This is a genomic window from Companilactobacillus nuruki (assembly GCF_002872255.1).
GTDB lineage: Bacteria > Bacillota > Bacilli > Lactobacillales > Lactobacillaceae > Companilactobacillus > Companilactobacillus nuruki.
This window is the reverse complement of record NZ_NIPR01000008.1, coordinates 92,203-110,201: the sequence shown is the minus strand read 5'-3', so window position 1 is coordinate 110,201 and position 17,999 is coordinate 92,203. Positions and strand designations below refer to the sequence as shown.

At 34.2% G+C, this 17,999-nt stretch carries 19 protein-coding genes; 7 read left to right on the top strand and 12 right to left on the bottom strand.

Features of this window, described 5'->3' with window-relative positions; all coding sequences use genetic code 11:
• Window positions 1-119: 119 nt before the first annotated feature.
• The 5 genes from dhaM to CBP76_RS04495 all read right to left on the bottom strand — a co-directional run bounded on the left by dhaM (window position 120) and on the right by CBP76_RS04495 (window position 4,827).
• Window positions 120-488, bottom strand: a complete 369-nt coding sequence (gene dhaM, locus CBP76_RS04515; RefSeq protein WP_102195748.1) for a dihydroxyacetone kinase phosphoryl donor subunit DhaM — start codon at window positions 486-488, stop codon at window positions 120-122.
• A 4-nt stretch (window positions 489-492) separates the two neighbouring features.
• Entirely contained in the window at window positions 493-1,080 is a 588-nt protein-coding gene (gene dhaL / locus CBP76_RS04510) for a dihydroxyacetone kinase subunit DhaL (RefSeq protein WP_102195747.1), read from the bottom strand.
• A 13-nt stretch (window positions 1,081-1,093) separates the two neighbouring features.
• Entirely contained in the window at window positions 1,094-2,086 is a 993-nt protein-coding gene (dhaK, locus tag CBP76_RS04505) for a dihydroxyacetone kinase subunit DhaK (RefSeq protein ID WP_102195746.1), read from the bottom strand.
• A 303-nt stretch (window positions 2,087-2,389) separates the two neighbouring features.
• Window positions 2,390-3,715 carry an NCS2 family permease gene (locus CBP76_RS04500; protein WP_102195753.1) on the bottom strand — a complete coding sequence of 442 codons (1,326 nt, stop codon included), beginning with the start codon at window positions 3,713-3,715 and terminating at the stop codon, window positions 2,390-2,392.
• Window positions 3,716-4,053: 338 nt separating this feature from the next.
• Window positions 4,054-4,827, bottom strand: a complete 774-nt coding sequence (locus tag CBP76_RS04495) for a sulfite exporter TauE/SafE family protein (RefSeq protein WP_102195745.1) — start codon at window positions 4,825-4,827, stop codon at window positions 4,054-4,056.
• Window positions 4,828-4,954: 127 nt separating this feature from the next.
• Between CBP76_RS04495 and CBP76_RS04490 the strand changes: the two genes are divergently transcribed.
• On the top strand, window positions 4,955-5,860 hold the full coding sequence (locus CBP76_RS04490; protein WP_102195744.1) for a LysR family transcriptional regulator: 906 nt from the start codon (window positions 4,955-4,957) through the stop codon (window positions 5,858-5,860).
• Between the two features lie 24 nt (window positions 5,861-5,884).
• Here the strand turns inward: CBP76_RS04490 and CBP76_RS04485 are convergent, their stop codons facing one another.
• Window positions 5,885-6,451, bottom strand: coding sequence for a TMEM175 family protein (locus CBP76_RS04485; RefSeq protein ID WP_102195743.1), 567 nt, complete (start codon window positions 6,449-6,451; stop codon window positions 5,885-5,887).
• Window positions 6,452-6,471: 20 nt separating this feature from the next.
• The gene (locus CBP76_RS04480; protein ID WP_102195742.1) at window positions 6,472-7,263 is read right to left on the bottom strand and encodes an SDR family oxidoreductase; all 792 of its coding nucleotides are present in this window, start codon (window positions 7,261-7,263) and stop codon (window positions 6,472-6,474) included.
• 112 nt (window positions 7,264-7,375) lie between these two features.
• Here CBP76_RS04480 and CBP76_RS04475 point away from each other — a divergent pair, with 112 nt between their 5' ends.
• Window positions 7,376-7,930, top strand: a complete 555-nt coding sequence (locus CBP76_RS04475; protein WP_102195741.1) for a TetR/AcrR family transcriptional regulator — start codon at window positions 7,376-7,378, stop codon at window positions 7,928-7,930.
• 103 nt (window positions 7,931-8,033) lie between these two features.
• Here the strand turns inward: CBP76_RS04475 and CBP76_RS04470 are convergent, their stop codons facing one another.
• Window positions 8,034-10,124 carry an ATP-dependent Clp protease ATP-binding subunit gene (locus CBP76_RS04470; RefSeq protein WP_102195740.1) on the bottom strand — a complete coding sequence of 697 codons (2,091 nt, stop codon included), beginning with the start codon at window positions 10,122-10,124 and terminating at the stop codon, window positions 8,034-8,036.
• Window positions 10,125-10,137: 13 nt separating this feature from the next.
• The gene (locus CBP76_RS04465) at window positions 10,138-10,359 is read right to left on the bottom strand and encodes a transcriptional regulator (RefSeq protein ID WP_102195739.1); all 222 of its coding nucleotides are present in this window, start codon (window positions 10,357-10,359) and stop codon (window positions 10,138-10,140) included.
• Between the two features lie 148 nt (window positions 10,360-10,507).
• On the opposite strand from CBP76_RS04465, the gene CBP76_RS04460 reads away from it, so the two are divergent.
• From CBP76_RS04460 to CBP76_RS13610, 4 genes are all read left to right on the top strand, one after another.
• The gene (locus CBP76_RS04460) at window positions 10,508-12,226 is read left to right on the top strand and encodes a DUF6792 domain-containing protein (protein ID WP_102195738.1); all 1,719 of its coding nucleotides are present in this window, start codon (window positions 10,508-10,510) and stop codon (window positions 12,224-12,226) included.
• Window positions 12,227-12,647: 421 nt separating this feature from the next.
• Window positions 12,648-14,042, top strand: a complete 1,395-nt coding sequence (gene brnQ / locus CBP76_RS04455) for a branched-chain amino acid transport system II carrier protein (protein ID WP_102195737.1) — start codon at window positions 12,648-12,650, stop codon at window positions 14,040-14,042.
• A gap of 2 nt (window positions 14,043-14,044) precedes the next feature.
• Entirely contained in the window at window positions 14,045-14,365 is a 321-nt protein-coding gene (locus CBP76_RS04450) for a hypothetical protein (RefSeq protein ID WP_102195736.1), read from the top strand.
• Window positions 14,284-14,526 carry a GNAT family N-acetyltransferase gene (locus CBP76_RS13610; RefSeq protein WP_102195752.1) on the top strand — a complete coding sequence of 81 codons (243 nt, stop codon included), beginning with the start codon at window positions 14,284-14,286 and terminating at the stop codon, window positions 14,524-14,526. Before CBP76_RS04450 ends, CBP76_RS13610 begins: the two co-directional genes overlap by 82 nt.
• A 109-nt stretch (window positions 14,527-14,635) precedes the next feature.
• Here the strand turns inward: CBP76_RS13610 and CBP76_RS04440 are convergent, their stop codons facing one another.
• Window positions 14,636-15,472, bottom strand: a complete 837-nt coding sequence (locus CBP76_RS04440) for an SDR family NAD(P)-dependent oxidoreductase (protein ID WP_102195735.1) — start codon at window positions 15,470-15,472, stop codon at window positions 14,636-14,638.
• A 70-nt stretch (window positions 15,473-15,542) separates the two neighbouring features.
• On the opposite strand from CBP76_RS04440, the gene CBP76_RS04435 reads away from it, so the two are divergent.
• Window positions 15,543-15,887, top strand: a complete 345-nt coding sequence (locus tag CBP76_RS04435; RefSeq protein WP_102195734.1) for a MerR family DNA-binding transcriptional regulator — start codon at window positions 15,543-15,545, stop codon at window positions 15,885-15,887.
• A gap of 72 nt (window positions 15,888-15,959) precedes the next feature.
• On the opposite strand, the gene CBP76_RS04430 is transcribed toward CBP76_RS04435, so the two are convergent.
• Both CBP76_RS04430 and CBP76_RS04425 read right to left on the bottom strand, forming a co-directional pair.
• Window positions 15,960-17,300, bottom strand: coding sequence for a glucose-6-phosphate isomerase (locus CBP76_RS04430; protein WP_102195733.1), 1,341 nt, complete (start codon window positions 17,298-17,300; stop codon window positions 15,960-15,962).
• A 55-nt stretch (window positions 17,301-17,355) separates the two neighbouring features.
• Entirely contained in the window at window positions 17,356-17,976 is a 621-nt protein-coding gene (locus tag CBP76_RS04425; protein ID WP_166667178.1) for a VanZ family protein, read from the bottom strand.
• Between the last annotated feature and the right edge of the window lie 23 nt (window positions 17,977-17,999).

Sequence of the window (17,999 nt, the reverse complement as noted above, 5' to 3'; positions counted from 1 at the left end):
CAAAAATAGTCTGTATTGACATCAACTATGTTTTTTTGAACACAATTGATGATCAATACAGACTATTTGCTTTAATCAACTAAAACTATTTTTATAACAAAATACAAAATTTAGATTTTTCACTTAATAATTAACTGTTTCAAATTACTTTCAATAACATCTAGCGGTGAATCTACTTGAGCTAAGGTGGCCGCTGTATAAGCACCCTCAACTAAAGCAACATCGTATTTGTGAATCTTACGATCAGTCATCTCTAACAACATTTCCAAGTTCATCTTAGAACTGCCTAAATCGTAAAATGCCAGAATCTCTGAACCTTCATTATTATCAACAGCCTGTTGAATTTTTTCTAGTGATGAGCCAATTTCTCCTTCGTCAGTTCCACCGGCAGTGGTAATCGATAAATCTGGTGCTGCTTGGGAAATTAAATCCTTAACCCCTGCAGCAATCTTAGGTGAATGTGAAACAATTAGTATTCCATATTTCATATGATTACTCTCCTATCACTTTGATTAATGACTCGAATAAATATGCACTCGATTGAGCACCGGGATCGATGTGTCCTTTGGATTTCTCTTCCAAGTAACTAGCACGTCCCTTGGTTGCGACTAAACCTTTTACTTTAGATAGTGCTTCATCAATAACGCTTTGATTTAAACTTTCTGCCTTCAAAGCATCACTAACTGGTTGCCAAACATCGATCATTGTCTTCATACCTACGTCTGATTGTCCGCGGCGTTTAATACCATCAGTCCCAACTTGGACCAGTTCACCTAATTCAAGATTTTCTTCCTTGACGGCCTTAGACATATCCAAAAAAGCTGTACCATAAAGTGGACCTGAAGCTCCACCCACTTTTTGAATCATTGCAAAAGCTGTTGCTTTATATAAATCAGTTAAGTTTTCAGGGTCTTTTTTTGCAAATGATTCTACTACAGCACTTGCTCCACGATCCATATTTGTTCCATGGTCTCCATCACCAATAGCTGTATCTAATTCATTCAAATTAGATTTATTTTCTTTTAATTCTTCAATAAATAAATCAATCCATTTTTTTGCATCTGCTAATTCTAATTTCATCAAAACTCTCCCTTTACCAAGCGATAGTTGTAACTGGTTCTTTCAAGTAATTGATCCAGCTACTATCGGCTTTCATAATTGTTAAAGAAATTCCTTGCATATCAAGCGAAGTTACCAAATTTCCAACTTTACTAAATTTCACATCAATTTTTTTATCCACTAATTCATTCAATACATCATTTGCAAAAATATACTGTTCCATCAACGGAGTTGCTCCCATTCCGTTTACAAGAATAGCGAAATTTCCTGATTTGTCATCGAAGTCAGCCAAAATTTTTTCAATCAGTTCATGTGCTAATTCTTTTGATGGTTGAATCTTTTCAACTGCATATCCACGTTCATTGTGGATTCCAATACCATATTCAATTTCATCATCTTTTAATTCAAATCCAGGGTGTCCTACAGCAGGTACAGTTGCCGCGTGCAGGGCAATTCCGATAGTTTTAGTATTATCAATAACCTTTTGACCCAAATCCTTCAAATCGTTTAATGACATACCTGATCTAGCCGCTGCTCCAATGATCTTTTCTACCAAAGCAGTTCCCGCAACACCACGTTTGCCTTGAGTAAATTCACTATTCTTGACTGCAATATCATCATCGACAATAATGCTTTGAACCTCAATATCGTCAGCTTCAGCCATTTCTTTAGCCATATCAAAATTCATCACGTCACCGGAATAATTCTTAACAATTAACAAGACACCTTTGCCTTGATCAACTGCTTTGATTGCCTCATAAATTTGATCCGGCGTTGGAGATGTAAAAACTTCCCCAGCAACAGCGGCACTGAGCATTCCATCACCAACGTAGCCAGCATGCAATGGTTCATGACCACTACCACCACCAGAAACAATACCAACTTGTTTATTATCACTAAACTTGGCATCATTTCTAACTACAGCAGTTGTTCCTTCAATCTGTCTTACTAAATCTGAATTGGTTTTTACAAGCCCTGAAATCATTTCAGGCACAATATCCTCAACATTATTAATAATTTTCTTCATAAAAGTCCTCCTTGCGTGCGCTTACAGATATTATTATACAGCTTTGGGGTTATTGATTGCATTTTAAAGGTATTACAAAAAGATATTGGTTCAACAAATAGTCTTAATTACTGGGTCACTTAAATAATCAAAAATAGTCTGTACTGATATCAACTATGTTCTTTCGCAAACATTGCTGAAAACCAATACAGACTATTTTATTTGAATAACTAAAACTATTTTAATAGCTAGTAAATTATACAGCCTGAAACAAAAACTAAAATCGACTCAGTTCTAATATTCACAGGTTGAACATTTCTCACTCTATGCCAAACTAGCTTTTGGCAAGATGTTAATAATATAAAGTAAAATTACGAAAACAATGAACAATCCATACATAATAGGATTAATTTCTTTTCTCTTACCAGCTGCTAACATCGTAATTGGATAAACTAGAAATCCAAAAGCAATACCGTAAGAAATATTATAAGTCAACGGCATACCAACAATCGTTAAGAATGCAGGTAGTGCTATTTCAAATCTATCCCATTGAATTCCACGCATTGATTGAGCCATTAATGTACCAACGATAATCAATACAGGAGCCGTTACATTACTTGTAACGACACTCAACAATGGTGAGAAGAACATTGATAGAGCAAACAATACTCCAACCGTAATGGATGTTAAACCGGTTCTACCACCGACTGCGATACCAGCTGATGACTCAACATAAGCTGTTGGTGGTGTAGTACCGAATACAGATCCAGCTACCATTGAAATTGAATCAGCCATTAAGGCATGTCCAATTCTTGGCATCTTACCATCTTTATCCTGCATAACATCAACTTGCTCAGCCAAACCGATCAAAGTACCAGCAGTATCAAAAAATGCTACTAATAAGAAAATAATAACAACCGCCCATAGTTGTGGTTCTCTAATATCGCCAATATGAGCAACGCCGACACCAAATGTTGGTTTCAAACTAGGAATTGCCGAAACAATATGTGATGGCGCTGGAATCAGCTTAGTTATCAATCCAACAACTGTTGTAAAGACCATACCAATAAAAATAGCACCAGGAATCTTACGAGCCATCAAAATAGCTGTAACTAACAAGCCCGTAATAGTTAACCAAGTAGTTGGTGTAGCAAACGAACCAATTGCGACAAGTGATGACTTACTTGCCGTAATCAGCCCTCCACCTTGAAGACCAACAAAGGCAATAAAAATACCTAACCCAGCCGCCACGGCTAATTTCAAATCCTTTGGAATTGCATTAATAACGACCTCACGTATCTTCATTAAAGAAAGTACTAAGAAAATCAAACTGGCAACAAAAACACCAGCCATAGCAGTTTGCCAAGGAATACCCATCGCAATAACTACTGAATAACTAAAAAAAGCATTATCACCAAGTCCTGGAGCAATAGCAATTGGATAATTTGCTAAAATCCCCATTAACACTGAGCCAACAACAGCAGTTAAAGCAGTTGCTGTGAACAGTGCTCCCTTGTTCATCCCAGAGTCTCCCAAAACCTGCGGATTAACAAATAATATATAAGCCATCGAAACAAATGTTGTCAAACCAGCCAGTATCTCTCGTTTAACGTTTGTTTGAGCTTCTTCAAGATTGAATAAACGTTCCATAAAGCTTAAATTCCCTCTATTATCTAATGAATTCACTATAAACGCCCCTTAGAAAAAATAATCTCTTTTTCGAACTTATATAGTATTACAGATTATTCGTGTTTTTACAAGAGAATTAGAAACATTTATATATTTTCACTTGATAATGTTCGTATTTTGATATAATTATGTTGATATTAATCGTATTTATTACTTAAATAGATTTAATTACATCACAATAGTTCGTATTCTAGATATATTTTTACAAATTATATAAAAATTTTAGTAAAACGTTTGCTTTAAAAAAAATTAAATAGTCGTTCTCATTCTTTTAACTTGATAAAGATTTTCATCAAAACTTACAATATTATTTTATAAGCCTTCATAAATAAGCTAGCTGCTAAAATCAAAGCTCCAATTCCGATTAAAACTTTTAATAACTGAGTTGGTAAATGACGGACAATTCTCGGTCCCCAAAAACCGCCTACTAAAAAACCTATGCCTAAGAATATAACATTATTCCAAGGGATGGGAGTTTTGGTTACATAAATAATTGCCGCAACAATATTTGCCAATCCTAAAGCTAAATTTTTTTGTGCATTATATTCTGGAAAAGTATCATTAGATGTCCATGAAAAAAGCGACAACATCAAAACACCACCAGCAGCTCCAAAGTATCCCGTATATCCACCAATCAGAAATATCGCCAACCATGTTAAAAATTTTTTACTAATTGAAATATCCTTTTTTTCATTAATAGACAATTGATTATGATGAGGGATCAAAACCAATATAGCCGCTATAAAGATAAAAAAAGGTACGATTTTAGCAAAAGTAGCTTCAGGAATAATAAATAATAATAATGCACCCAAAATGCTGCCTAATAATGTTAGGGGAAGTATGACTCGCAAACTCCTAGCGTGTCCATGTAATTCCTTTTGTGATGAAGCTACTGCACCAATACTCGTAAATAATAATCCCAATGTATTGGTTACATTTGCAGTAACAGGTGGTAACCCTAAAGCTAACAGCACCGGGTAAGAAACTAGTGATGCCAAACCTGCAGCCGTACTAACAATTCCTGCTAAAATCCCTGTTACAATTAAAATAATATTCAAATCTAATACCGACACTAAAAACACGATCCTTTCTTAACTTGTTTTCATAATAAAATTAGATTAATATCATAGTCAAATAGCAGTGTTAAGATAGAATTTGATAATACTAAATTTGTAAATCCCAGCATAGTAGGTTATAAACATGAGAACCAAAGATTTAGAATATTTCGTTTCCCTAATACAGTTAAAAAGTTTCTCCAAAGTTTCAGAAAAATTCAAAGTAAGTCAGCCAACAGTATCTGCCGCTATTCAGCGATTAGAAAGGGAATTTAACACCCATCTAATTATTCGAGATAATCCACACTTACCATTGAAGCTAACAGATTCCGGACAAAAGCTACTAGTACATAGTAAAAATATTCTTTCCGATTATAAATTGGCCCAATCTGAGATTGCTCATGGGATTGAAAATAAATTAATTATTGGTATGCCTCCATTGATTGAAATCACTTATTTGCCTAAAGTTGCTCGACAATTGCCTACAGAATTATTCCAACAAGTAATGCATATTAGCCAAGGGTCAATTGCAACACTTAAAGACTTAAAAAATGGAGATTTAGATGTTGCATTATTAGGCTATTTAGATCAATTTACCGATGAAACTATAAAAATGATTACCTTTGATGAACAGCCTTTTTCAATCATTATGCCTAAAACCAATAGATTAGCTAATTCAAAGGGATTTTATTTTAAGGATATACAATCACAAAAATTTATTTCCTTAAAAAACAGTTTTGTCCAAAAACAGGCCTTTAAATATTTATCTCAAATAAATCATATTCGACCAAAAATAATCTTTGAAACCAGTGAAGTACAAAGTGTCATTAATATGGTGGCCAACGGTATGGGAATCGCTCTATTGAGTAATTCTATAACTATTAATGATCCTAGATTAACTAGCATTCCAATCCTCGATTCTAATAGTCCCATTTTTAAAGTTGGATTAGCCTATCGCAGGTCATCAGTCTTTAGTCCCCAACAACAAAAATTATTAAACGCTATTCTAACTGCCTTTACTCTTGGCAAAAAAAAGCTCGACAATCCCTAATTAAAGGATTATCGAGCTTTTTTGCTAGTCCACCAACGTTAATTTAATAGGTATTGCCCAAATAACTGCATTCAACACTGTGGCGAGTAATACAAATTCTGGAAATAAATATCCGATAATAATACTTGCCAAATTAATTATCAATGATAATTGACTGCGTCGATCAAAAGTATCTTTCTTCTTAAAAACTAGTTCATTTTTATTTGCAAGTTGTAAGCAATGGTTTAACCATAGAAAAGCCAGATTGAAGAATATCACTATCACAGCAAACAATACTCCTGCTGGCTTAGATACGATATTACGACCATACCAACTAGATGCCACCGGAATCAGCGATAGCCAAAAAAGCATTAATATATTAGCCCACATCACTCTCCCGTCGATTCGTTTAACTTTAGCAAACATTTGATGATGCTGATTCCAGATCATCGCCACCAAGAAAAAGCTTGCCACATAAGTAAAAAATTGCATCTTTACATCCCAGAGAACATTCCAAGAGTATTTATCTGGCAACTTTATATCCAATACTAATATTGTCAAAATAATTGCAATAACTCCGTCAGTAAAAGCTTCTACTCGTCCTTTTGACATTAAATCCCCCCTATTTAAAACTAGTATAAACCATTAGGAAAATATTCTGGTAACATCATTTTTGCCATATCCCATTCAGTATTATCAGGATTGGTTTGACCGGCCTTTCTAAGCGCTGCTGCTGCACCAGCATTAACTCTCATCTCATTGTTCTCCATTCCGTCAATAGTTTCTTTAATCAGATCCACCAGCTTCATATCACCATTACCGCTGATACTATTTGAACCAGGTTCTAGGTTAGTTTCAGATACCAATGGTGGCACAAGCTCCATAATATGAATATTGTCCACTCCCGCATAACGTAATTGGTCACGTAAGGCCGATGTAAACATATGTACTCCTGCCTTGGAAGCTGAATAAGTGGGATGTGCTGCTGAACTAATATTTGCTAAACCGGATGAAATATTAACAATCATTGATTCTTCTTGTTCTTTTAATTGTGGTAAAAACAATTTATCCACTGCAACAGTACCAATTAAATCAACTTGAATATCCGAAATTAGGCTATCTACTGAAACTGCTGGATCTAACAAATCAAATGGTGACATGATTCCAGCCGAGTTAATAAGCATGTTAAGTTGCGGAAAATCAGTTTTAACCTTCATGCTTAATTTTTCAATATCAGCAATGTTACTAACATCTGCCTGATAAATTCCAAACTTTGGATGTTTCCTTTTAACAGAATTAAGTTTATCTTGATTTCTTCCAACTACAATAATTTGATTATCACGGTTAGCCATTTCTTCCGCCAGGCCTAGACCTATACCTGAAGTTCCACCAGTTATTAAAATTGTATTATTTATTAATTTCATAATAATTTCTCCAATTAGGTTACTTTTTTAAAATTCTGTAACTAAAAGTTAGTTTAATGGTTTAAGTTACAAAAGTCAAATAATGTAACTAAATTTATGTTATACTTTCTTTATGGGAAAAATAACAAAGGAACTTATCTTAAAAACTGCTCAACAACTAGTAGAAAAACAAGGTATGCAAAAAGTTACACTTGCAAAGGTTGGACAAGAACTAGGTATCAGTCATGCTGCACTTTATAAACATTTTAAAAATAAACAGGATCTCTGGACATCTCTGTCCCTAACATGGCTAGATGATATTTTGAAAGATCTTTTTCCATTCAATACTACTGCCTATACAAATAAAACTGATATTTTGCATGATTGGTTATGGATTCTGACACGTCAAAAAATGCTAGCTTATCAAAATGATCCTATAATGTTTGGAATTTATACAGCTTACATTGATGACAATCCTAAAGCACTCGAAATTCATCTCAATGATTTAAATAATAGTCTTAGTAATGCACTGAAATACTCCAATTTGAAGGATTTGCAAACCATAATGCGTGCTTTTGCAACTTTTTCATCACCTAAATATGCGAAAACTTGGAATGATCAAACTCAAGTACATTTTGAGGAATTATGGCAGATAATGAAACCAGGAATTAAAAAATTATTTAATTAATATGATCATTAATGAAATTAACATCTACAAAATAAAAATTAGAATCTACACACAAAAACGTCTCATAATTATTAAAAATAATTATGAGACGTTTTTAATTTATTTATTTTTTAACAACTGACTCCTCTGAAATCTCAATAGTTCCATCAACCAAATCTGCCTTCAAATTCTTGGCATCAATATGGTCAAGATAGAACTCAGCAACTTTATCTCTAATTTGTTGCTCAATTACTCGACGCAGTGGCCGTGCACCCATGGCTTCATCATATCCTTCATCGATCAACCATTCCTTAGCTTCAGGAGTTACTTCTAGAGTAATCTGCTTCTTGGCCAAGTTACGGTTTACATCATCAAGTAAAAGCTCAACAATTTGATTCAAATCTTTCTTAGATAAATGAGTAAACTCAACAATACCATTGAATCTATTCAAGAATTCTGGACGGAAGTATGGTGCTAATTTGTCCATTATTTTTTCATCCTTATTACTGTCATTACCGAAGCCAGCATTTGATGTAGCAATGATAATTGTATTCTTAAAATCAACCACATTACCTTGACCATCCGTCAAACGCCCATCATCCATAACTTGTAGTAATAAAGTAAGCACTTGGGGATTTGCCTTTTCAATTTCATCTAGTAAGACAATTGAATATGGATTACGACGAACTTTTTCAGTCAATGTATTCCCGTTATCTTCATAACCCACATAACCAGCTGTAGTTCCAATCAATTTAGATACCGCTGTTAGGTCTGAATATTCACTCATATCCAAACGAACAATGGCGCTCTTTGAGCCAAACATATCTTGTGCTAGTTGTTTTACTAATTCAGTTTTACCAACTCCGGTAGGTCCAACAAATAAGAAACTACCAATTGGACGATTGCCTTCATCGAAACCGGCTCTATTACGACGAATAGCTCTAACAACCATATCTACGGCTTCATCTTGGCCAATAACCTTATCTTTAAGTCGTTTGCCCATACCTTTTAGTCTTTCAATATCGCTAGCACCCATTTGAGAAACAGGTACTCCAGTTAATCTTTGAACTGAAGCTGCAATATCATTTACATCAGCAACTGGTTCATCATGACTATCGCCCTTGTCTAATTTGGCTTGAATTTCTTCAATCTTCTTTTTTAGATTTGCAGCCTTTTCAAAATCTTCTTTAGCCGCTGCATCGTCCTTAGCTTTTTGAGCTTGTTTTAAATCTTTTTCTAAACTAACTTTATCAGTAACAGGATTTTTTGCAGCCAAATGTGCTGCTGTCATATCGATCAGATCAATCGCCTTGTCTGGTAAAGATCTCTGTGGAATATATTGAACTGAATAATCAACAGCTGCCTTTAAGACATCATCAGGTAATTTCACATGATGATGGTTCTCATAAGCACTGCGTAATCCCTTCAAAATAGCAACGGTAGCTTTTTTACTTGGTTCATTGATCGTTACGTCATTAAATCTTCTAGCTAAAGCGGCATCCTTCATAATAGTGTTACGATACTCATCTTGAGTTGTCGCACCAATAATTGAAATTTCACCTCTACTCAAAGCAGGTTTAATAATATCTGCCAAACCTTTACTGCCAGAATCAGCACCAGCTGAACCTGCACCAATGATTTGATGGATTTCATCAAAGAACAAAACCACATTACCGGCTTTCTTTACTTCATCCAGTAATTTTTGAATATTCTCTTCAAATGATCCACGATATTGAGTCCCGGCCTCAAGTGCTGATACATCAATTGAAACAATCTGTTTATCTTTGATTGCTTCTGGAACATTACCCTTAACAATTGCTTGAGCAAGTCCTTCAACAACTGCTGTCTTACCAACACCAGCATCACCAACTAAGATTGGATTATTCTTAGTTCTGCGGCTTAAAACCTCTGCTGTTTCTTGAATCTCTTTATCACGTCCGATAACCGGATCAAGTAGACCTTCTTTAGCCTCTTGCGTTAAGTTACGTCCGAGCTTCTCTAACATAGTGCCATTTTTCTTTTTATTGCCTTCACTTACCGGAATATTCTTTCCAGCAGTTCTGGCCTCTTGATATTTTGCTAATTCTTCAGGAGTCAACTCTTTACCATTCACATAATATTTAGCCTGTGAATTATTTTGTTGACCCATTAATCTATTAAAAATTTCGTCCATATTGTCGTTAAATGGATCTTCATCCCAAAATGATCTTGCCATATATAAAGCCTCCTCATCTTAAGTAATGCAATTCCAATTCACGCAGAACTCTCCACATTTCGGTATCCTGCGCTTTGGCAATTGCCTCTATATCGCGCAAATTGATAGATGTGGCGGAGGATTGTTTTTTGTTGAAAGATTTATGCAGAGTCGTATAACCATACCCACTTTTCTTGGCTATTACATATATCGTTAAATCGTTATCTTCTAAGTATGATTTGATATCTATTCTCATCTTTCTTCAACCTCCACAATCAATAGTATAGCACATATGTAGTATATTACAAGTGTGAAGCATCACTTCTGTGCAATAATATCAAAATTGTTCTCAATTCCTTATATAGCAACAATTTGTTAAAATAAAGTTAGAATGAGGTGATTCAATGAAAGCTCTACTGAACACTTTAAACAGATTAAATCATGTTTATGACCAGTTAGATTTGCTTAACTTTCGAGCACACAAAAATTTACCATTGACCTTTAATAAGGACGACAGCAAAAAACTATTACCTAAGAATAAACGACTTTATTTTAATTACTCATATTTAAATAAAGAAAAAACTCGCCTAACCAATTTAATGCTCAACCAAATTATTGATTTGCAAGATCCTCTTTTTAACACTGATAAAACGATTCATCCACAGCTAATCGATAAAGCTTTAAAATTAAAAAATACCGATCAGAATCATCGAAATAAAACTTTCCACTTGCCTAAAAGAAATCGTAAAGTTAATAAACTAAAAGAACTGATTAACATGATTGAAGATGAAAACATTAATCTCTGTCATGGCTATTTGAATCAGATTTACGTGATTCTTTTAATTCATAACCTTTTGCCATTAGACATACGAGAGGAATCTTATCTTAAGGCAGAGTTACTTCAAAACCCTGAATTTCGTACTAAACTATTACAGTTCGATTATGATCGTTACCTTTATCAGGAATTTGAACCAGAGAATTATTTAAAGTTCTTAATTTACAGCTTAATTCATCGAATTCCTGATTATATCAAGTCTTACGATGTTCGTGAAATTATTCCAGAAGCTTCTGACTGTGGTTTTTCAGGCATTGCATATGAAATATCAATTGATGGCATTAGAGAATGCTATGTCACTTTTAAGGGAACGGAGGCCAGTGTTGACGAAACCATTCACTCTCGTAGTAAGCGTTTTGAGCAGTCACTTTTGGAAACCTACAAGGACTGGGACTATAACGTTAATGCTATTTTAGTCGGAAGTGATAAAAATCTTACACAATTAAAAGTCGCACGGGAATTCATCAATTACATCAATGAAAGCATTGCTCCTAATACCTTTGTTTACGGTATCGGTCACTCTCTTGGTGGACATTTTGTTCAAACCTTGGCGTTAATGGATAATTCTTTTGATGCTGGTTTTACTCTCAATTCGGCTCCTGTTAATTTAAAATTAATCAAGCATATTAAGCCAACGTTATTTACTGACAGCGTCTGGCAAAGACTATTTGATTTAACTGATGATACCGACGGAAATAAACTGATCACACCTGAATTACGAAAGCAAATTAATCGCTTATTACCAAATGATTACTCTAGAATTATTAATGAAAGTTTTGAACAAGACATGACTCAAGTGTTCTATGAACTTCCTTTTACTATTTGGATTGGTCAAAAATGGGAATATAACTTTAATAATTGGACTTATCCTTTCAAAAACCATCCTAGAGCATATTTAAGCAGTGGAGAAATTCACGCTTATCAACAATTTTTTGAACAATTATTTGCTTATCTATCTAATTCAAATAGTAGTTCTCAAGTCATTAGAAACAGTATGAGTTTCATTCGTTTACGTACAAAATTGCTTCACGACACCATGAGCAATCCTAAGACATCCAAATATTTTTATGATTATGCTAATTATTTATACCAATGTGGTGCTTTTATCGATCAACCGCAAAAAGTTAACCAAGAATTTATTGAACAAAATAACTCCGTTCTACGAGGTTCGTTACGTGAGTGGCCTTTCTTGAAGAGCATGAACACTGATATGTTAGCTTTGGCAACCTACTTTCACGTTATAGACGGTGCCAAACATTTTCTGAATCGAACGCCCAATAAATTATAGTGTCTATAATTTAATTAAAAAAACTCTTGAATTTATTTTTTTATGTGTCTATAATACGAACCAACAAAACGTTGACGAAAAAAGTAGAAATCTCCAAGATGCCTAGTGAATCGTGTTAAGTGAAAAACGATCATCGCGAGAATTTTGAAAATCATTTCCGAGTTCGGTGCCGATATGTAGGTTGCCGTGGTTGCCACCATTACCTGGCTAGCAGATGTCTGTCTGTTAATTAAGTGAGTATTCTTTGAATACCCAAAAAGGTGGTACCGTTCTATTTGAGCCCTTTTTCCCTAAGTGGGAAGAAGGGCTCTTTTTTTATAACGTTTTAAAAATAAAAAAGAGGTGGTAAAAATGGATTCTGATATTAGTGGTATTAAAAGCCCATCACAGATTAGAAACAACATTTTTAGGAGGATCATTTATGAAGAACGATTACGATTTATCAGGAAAAAGAAACAATAAAAAAGTATTACATTTGCTAGTTGTTAGTTCATTAATTTTTGGAATGTTTTTTGGATCAGGTAATTTAATTTTCCCAGTCCATCTGGGACAACTTGCTGGTAACAATTGGTTATCAGCTGCATTTGGATTTGCGATCTCCGGTTCACTCTTCCCATTACTAGCAATCATGGCAGTAGTTGTTACTAAAAGTGACGGGTTATATGATTTAGCTCGTCCAGTTGGTAAGTTCTATGCTGCACTATTCCTAGTTTTGGTCCACCTCACTATCGGACCATTCTTTGGTACACCGCGTACTGCTGCTACCGCATTCCAAATGGCCGTTCAGCCATTTTTGCCCAAACAATTTTACTTTGTTGGGATGTTACTATTTACGGCATTATTCTTTGGCTTAGCTTATACACTGACTGTTCATCAAAATAAATTACTAAAATATGTTGGAAAATATTTAAATACTATCTTTTTAGTTTTATTAGCAGTCGTTTTCCTAGTTGCTTTTTTGCATCCAATGGGCGGATTAAATCATATGCCTACCCAAGCCTATCAAACTAATTCAACCGTTAGTGGACTCCTTGAAGGTTATAACACAATTGATGCTGTTGCTTTATTAGCATTAAGCGTCACTTTCGTTCATGCTGTCAAAGGATTAGGCTATAAAGATCGTGAATTATCAGGACTTACTGCTAAAGCTGGATCATTAAGTATCGCCTTAGAGGTTTTGGTTTACTTTGGTTTAGTTCTACTTGGAGCCTTTAGTTTAAGCAAATTGACCTTATCTGCTAATGGTGGAGTTGCACTTTCACAGATTGTTAACTACTACTTTGGTAGGTTCGGAGCTGCTTTCCTAGGAGTTCTTGTAACTTTAGGAGTTTTTACCACCGCCATGGGATTAGTTGCCTCTTTTTCACAAGACTTTCATAAGTTGTTCCCTAAAGTAAGTTACTTAGCTTGGTTAAGAACAACTACAATTATGTCATTTGTCGTTGCCAACGCTGGACTCGACAATATCATCGCTTGGTCATTGCCCGTCTTAATGTTGCTTTACCCCTTATCACTTGCTTTAATCCTAGTTTCATTAACTGTTCATGCTAAGCCATATGCTGGGATTGTTTACAAAATGACAATTGCCTTTACTGTGTTACCAGCGATCTTTGATATGTTAAATGCTTCTCCTAGTGCTGTCACTAGTCTATCCTTTGTTAAAAAAATTTTGATGGCATACCATCAATACGTTCCTTTTGCCAGTCTGGGATTAGGTTGGATCGTACCTACTTTTGTTGGTTTCATGTTAGGATTTCTTCTAGGTAAATTGGGGGTATTTGCCAGTGCTACCGAAACCATCGAAAACCGTGATTAATTATGAATTTTGAAATAGTAAAAACTGATCAACAAACAAACTTTGAAGAAATTAAAGATCTTTATTACAAAACATGGACATATTCATATATTGATTTAATTCCACAGTTATTTTTGGATCAACTAAATAAAGATATTTGGCACCCCGAAAAGCGTATTGATAACACCTTAATAGCTAGAGTTTCTGGAAAAATTGTTGGGGTTTGTTCATATGGTCCAGCTCGTAGAATCAAGTATCAAGGATTCGGGAAATCTACTCACTTTATGTTCTTCCTGAATTTCAGCATCAAAAAATTGGTCAAAAACTTTTTCAAACTTCTCTAAATATCCTAGGGGAAGAATATTCAAATATTTATTTAATTGTTCTAAAAAATAATTTAGCCGCTCGTGCCTTTTATGAACTCTTCAACTTTAACGAGACTGATGATTTGATTGCGGATCAAACAAAATATGGTATTCTAGATGAAATTATCTATGTGAAATAATTAAAAACAATCTATATTTTTATTTAAGATCATCGATATACAAAATAAGCTATACTGACTCATTTAATCCAGTCAATATAGCTTTATTTGTATAAATATTACAAGTTTATTATTTGTCTTTAGTTATTCGATATAGTTCTTCAGCCATCGTTGATGAATAACTTTTTGACAATTTAACAATCTTTCCTTTTTCATTGAAGAATTTACCACTAGTATTTGCCAGTTGGGGATCACTTGATAAGTAAGCACCAATTGGTTGATCCTTTTTAGAAAATATTAATCCAATCGCTTTACCTAATTGTTTACTAATCCAGGAATCTGCATTACCAAGATTTGAGTCTGTAACATATCCCGGATGAAAAATATTAATAGTAATATTTGTATTTATCAATCTTTGACTCCAATACAACATTAGTAAATATCTTGCTGCCGTCGCTGACGAGATTACAGACATCATCTTATACTTTGCTTGCTTATCTGTTTTAAAATCAGGTAATGATACCTTACTATGATTAATGGCCAATGGAACAGCTCCAACTAATAAGATCCTACCTTGCTTTGATTTTTTTAATAAAGGTAAAAATTCTTGAATTATCCAAAAATGGGTTAAATAATTCAAAACCAAATTCAAATCATAACCATCCTGAGATAATTTTAAATCAGAGAACATTACTCCCACACTACTAATCAAAATATCTATCTGTGAGACTTTCTGTGTAATGATCCGATATAACTCTTCTACACCCTTTTTTGTACTTAAATCAAATGAGAGAGAGGTAACATTTTTATTTTGTGATTCTTTGACAATTTCTTTACAAGCTGCCTCAGTTTTTAATTTATTACTACCGACAATGATTAGCTTTAAACCTTCTTTGGCAAGATCTATTGCTGTTTTTTTACCTACCCCTGAATTTCCACCAATCACTAAAGCTATTTTTTCTGACATCATTACCAACTCCTAACATTTTCAAATCATAAACTATGGAGTATACTCCATAGCAAGAGGAGAAATAAAAATGCCTGAAAAAACTTTTTCAACTAAACAAGTAATACAACTTACCGGATTATCTAAAGATACACTTAGGTTTTATGAAAAAATTGGCGTAATTGACCATATTAATAGAGATAAAAATGGTTATCGACAATATAGTCAAGATGACATTGATTGGTTAATTATTGTTAATATGATGAAAAAGATCAAAGTTCCCATTAAAGAATTTATTGGTCAGCAAGCTTCTCCGATGATTGAAAGAGTGAATTTTTTAAGAAAATATCAAAATGGCATCAAATCTCAAATCTCCGAGTTACAAGAGATCGATACATTCCTAGATAACAAAATAAATTATTTAAGTAACCTATGAAATATTAAACTAAACAAAAAATAGAGATCCAATAACCATAACGGTTATCGAGTCTCTATTTTCAATTATAAATTAAAGTCTTTCGTTCAATTCTTTACCAAGTTCTTCGTAACCAGGACGACCCAACAAGGCAAACATGTTCTTCTTATATGCTTCAACACCTGGTTGGTTGAATGGGTTAATTCCATTCAAGTAACCTGAAATACCAACAGCAATTTCAAAGAAGTACATCAAGTAGCCAAGATTATAGGCATCTTGTTTTTCAATATGAACTGACATAACAGGAACTCCACCATCAGTATGTGCAAGAACAACACCTTCATAAGCCTTCTTGTTAACAAAGTCCATTGACTTGTTTTCTAGATATTCCAAACCATCAAGGTTACCCTTTTCAGCAGGAATCTTAACATCATGTCTTGGTTGATCAATTAGGACAACAGTTTCCATCAAGTTACGACGGCCTTCTTGAATATATTGACCTAATGAATGAAGATCAGTTGAGAAGTTAGCTGATGATGGATAGATACCCTTTTGGTCTTTACCTTCGGATTCACCCATCAATTGCTTCCACCATTCACCAAAGTATTGAACATTTGGTTCATAGTTTTCTAGCAATTCTGTTGTGTAACCTTTACGATACAAAATGTTTCTTAAAGCAGCATATTTGTATGCGTCGTTCTTTGTAAGATCAGCTGATGAATAGTCAGCACGTGATTGTGCAGCACCTTCCATTAACTTATCAATCTCGATACCAGCAACGGCAATTGGCAATAGACCAACAGCTGTAAGAACTGAGAAACGACCACCGATATCATCAGGAACAACGAATTCTTCGTAGCCTTCAGCATCAGCTTCACTCTTCAAAGCACCCTTAGCACGATCAGTTGTAGCATAGATACGTCCTTTGGCACCATCAACACCATATTTTTCAATCAACTTAGCCTTCAAAATACGGAAAGCAATTGAAGGTTCTGTTGTTGTACCTGATTTTGAGATAACGTTGATACTGAAATCACGATCACCGATTACCTCAAGAAGATCAGCTAGATAGTTAGGAGAAATTGAGTTACCAGCAAAGTAAACTTCTGGTACATCTTTTTCATTCTTAACGTTATAGAATGATGAACTTAGGAAATCAATTGCAGCACGTGCTCCTAAATATGAACCACCGATACCAATTCCAACAAATACTTCTGAGTCGGATTGAATCTTTTTAGCAGCTTTCTTAATGCGAGCAAATTCATCCTTGTCATAGTCAACAGGCAAGTCGATGAAGCCACGGAAGTCAGCACCGGCACCGGTACCCTTACGTAATTCGTCATCAGCAGCAGTTACAAGTGCTTGCATTTCACCAAGTTCATTTTCATGAATGAACTTATTTAATTTTGAATCATCAAATTTAATTTGAGTCATTTTCTCTCCTCCATATATATCGTCAAAACTAGATTAATCATTTTCGCTGAAAATTTCAAACTTTTATTCGCATTTTTATCCATTTTCCCACAAAATATAACAAATATCCTACCGCTGCACCCAGAGTATTAAAAATCACATCATCAATATCTGTTACACCAGTACTTAAAATAAACTGCAACGTTTCAATTGATGTAGAAATCAATGCCCCTATCAAAACAACTTTTGAAAACCCTAAATGTTTTTTTGTAAGCGCTGGAATAAATATTCCCATTGGTACGAACCACACAATATTACCATATAAATTATAAAAAAAGTCAATTAAAGACTGACCTTTTGTCAATTTAAATGTTTCGATTAGTGGAATTATATTAATTTGGGACAAAGGTCGATGGAAATAAAACTTAAATTGCCAAATGAAATAGCCATCCCGAAAAACTGTCAAAGCAAAAAGCAGGAAAATATAGAATGCAAAAACTGCTAAGCCGAATTCACGACTTAAATAAGTCTTTTTTTTCTTAATTCTTATCCATATATACCTCAGAACCATAAAAAATAAGGTATATAATATTGCTTTATCCACAGCATAAAAGGAAAGCCGTATCAACGGAAAATGATTAATCTTCATTGCATATATTTTATATATGTAATCGTACAAAGGTCCTAAAAATATCATTTTGCTCATTCTTTCCCACTTTT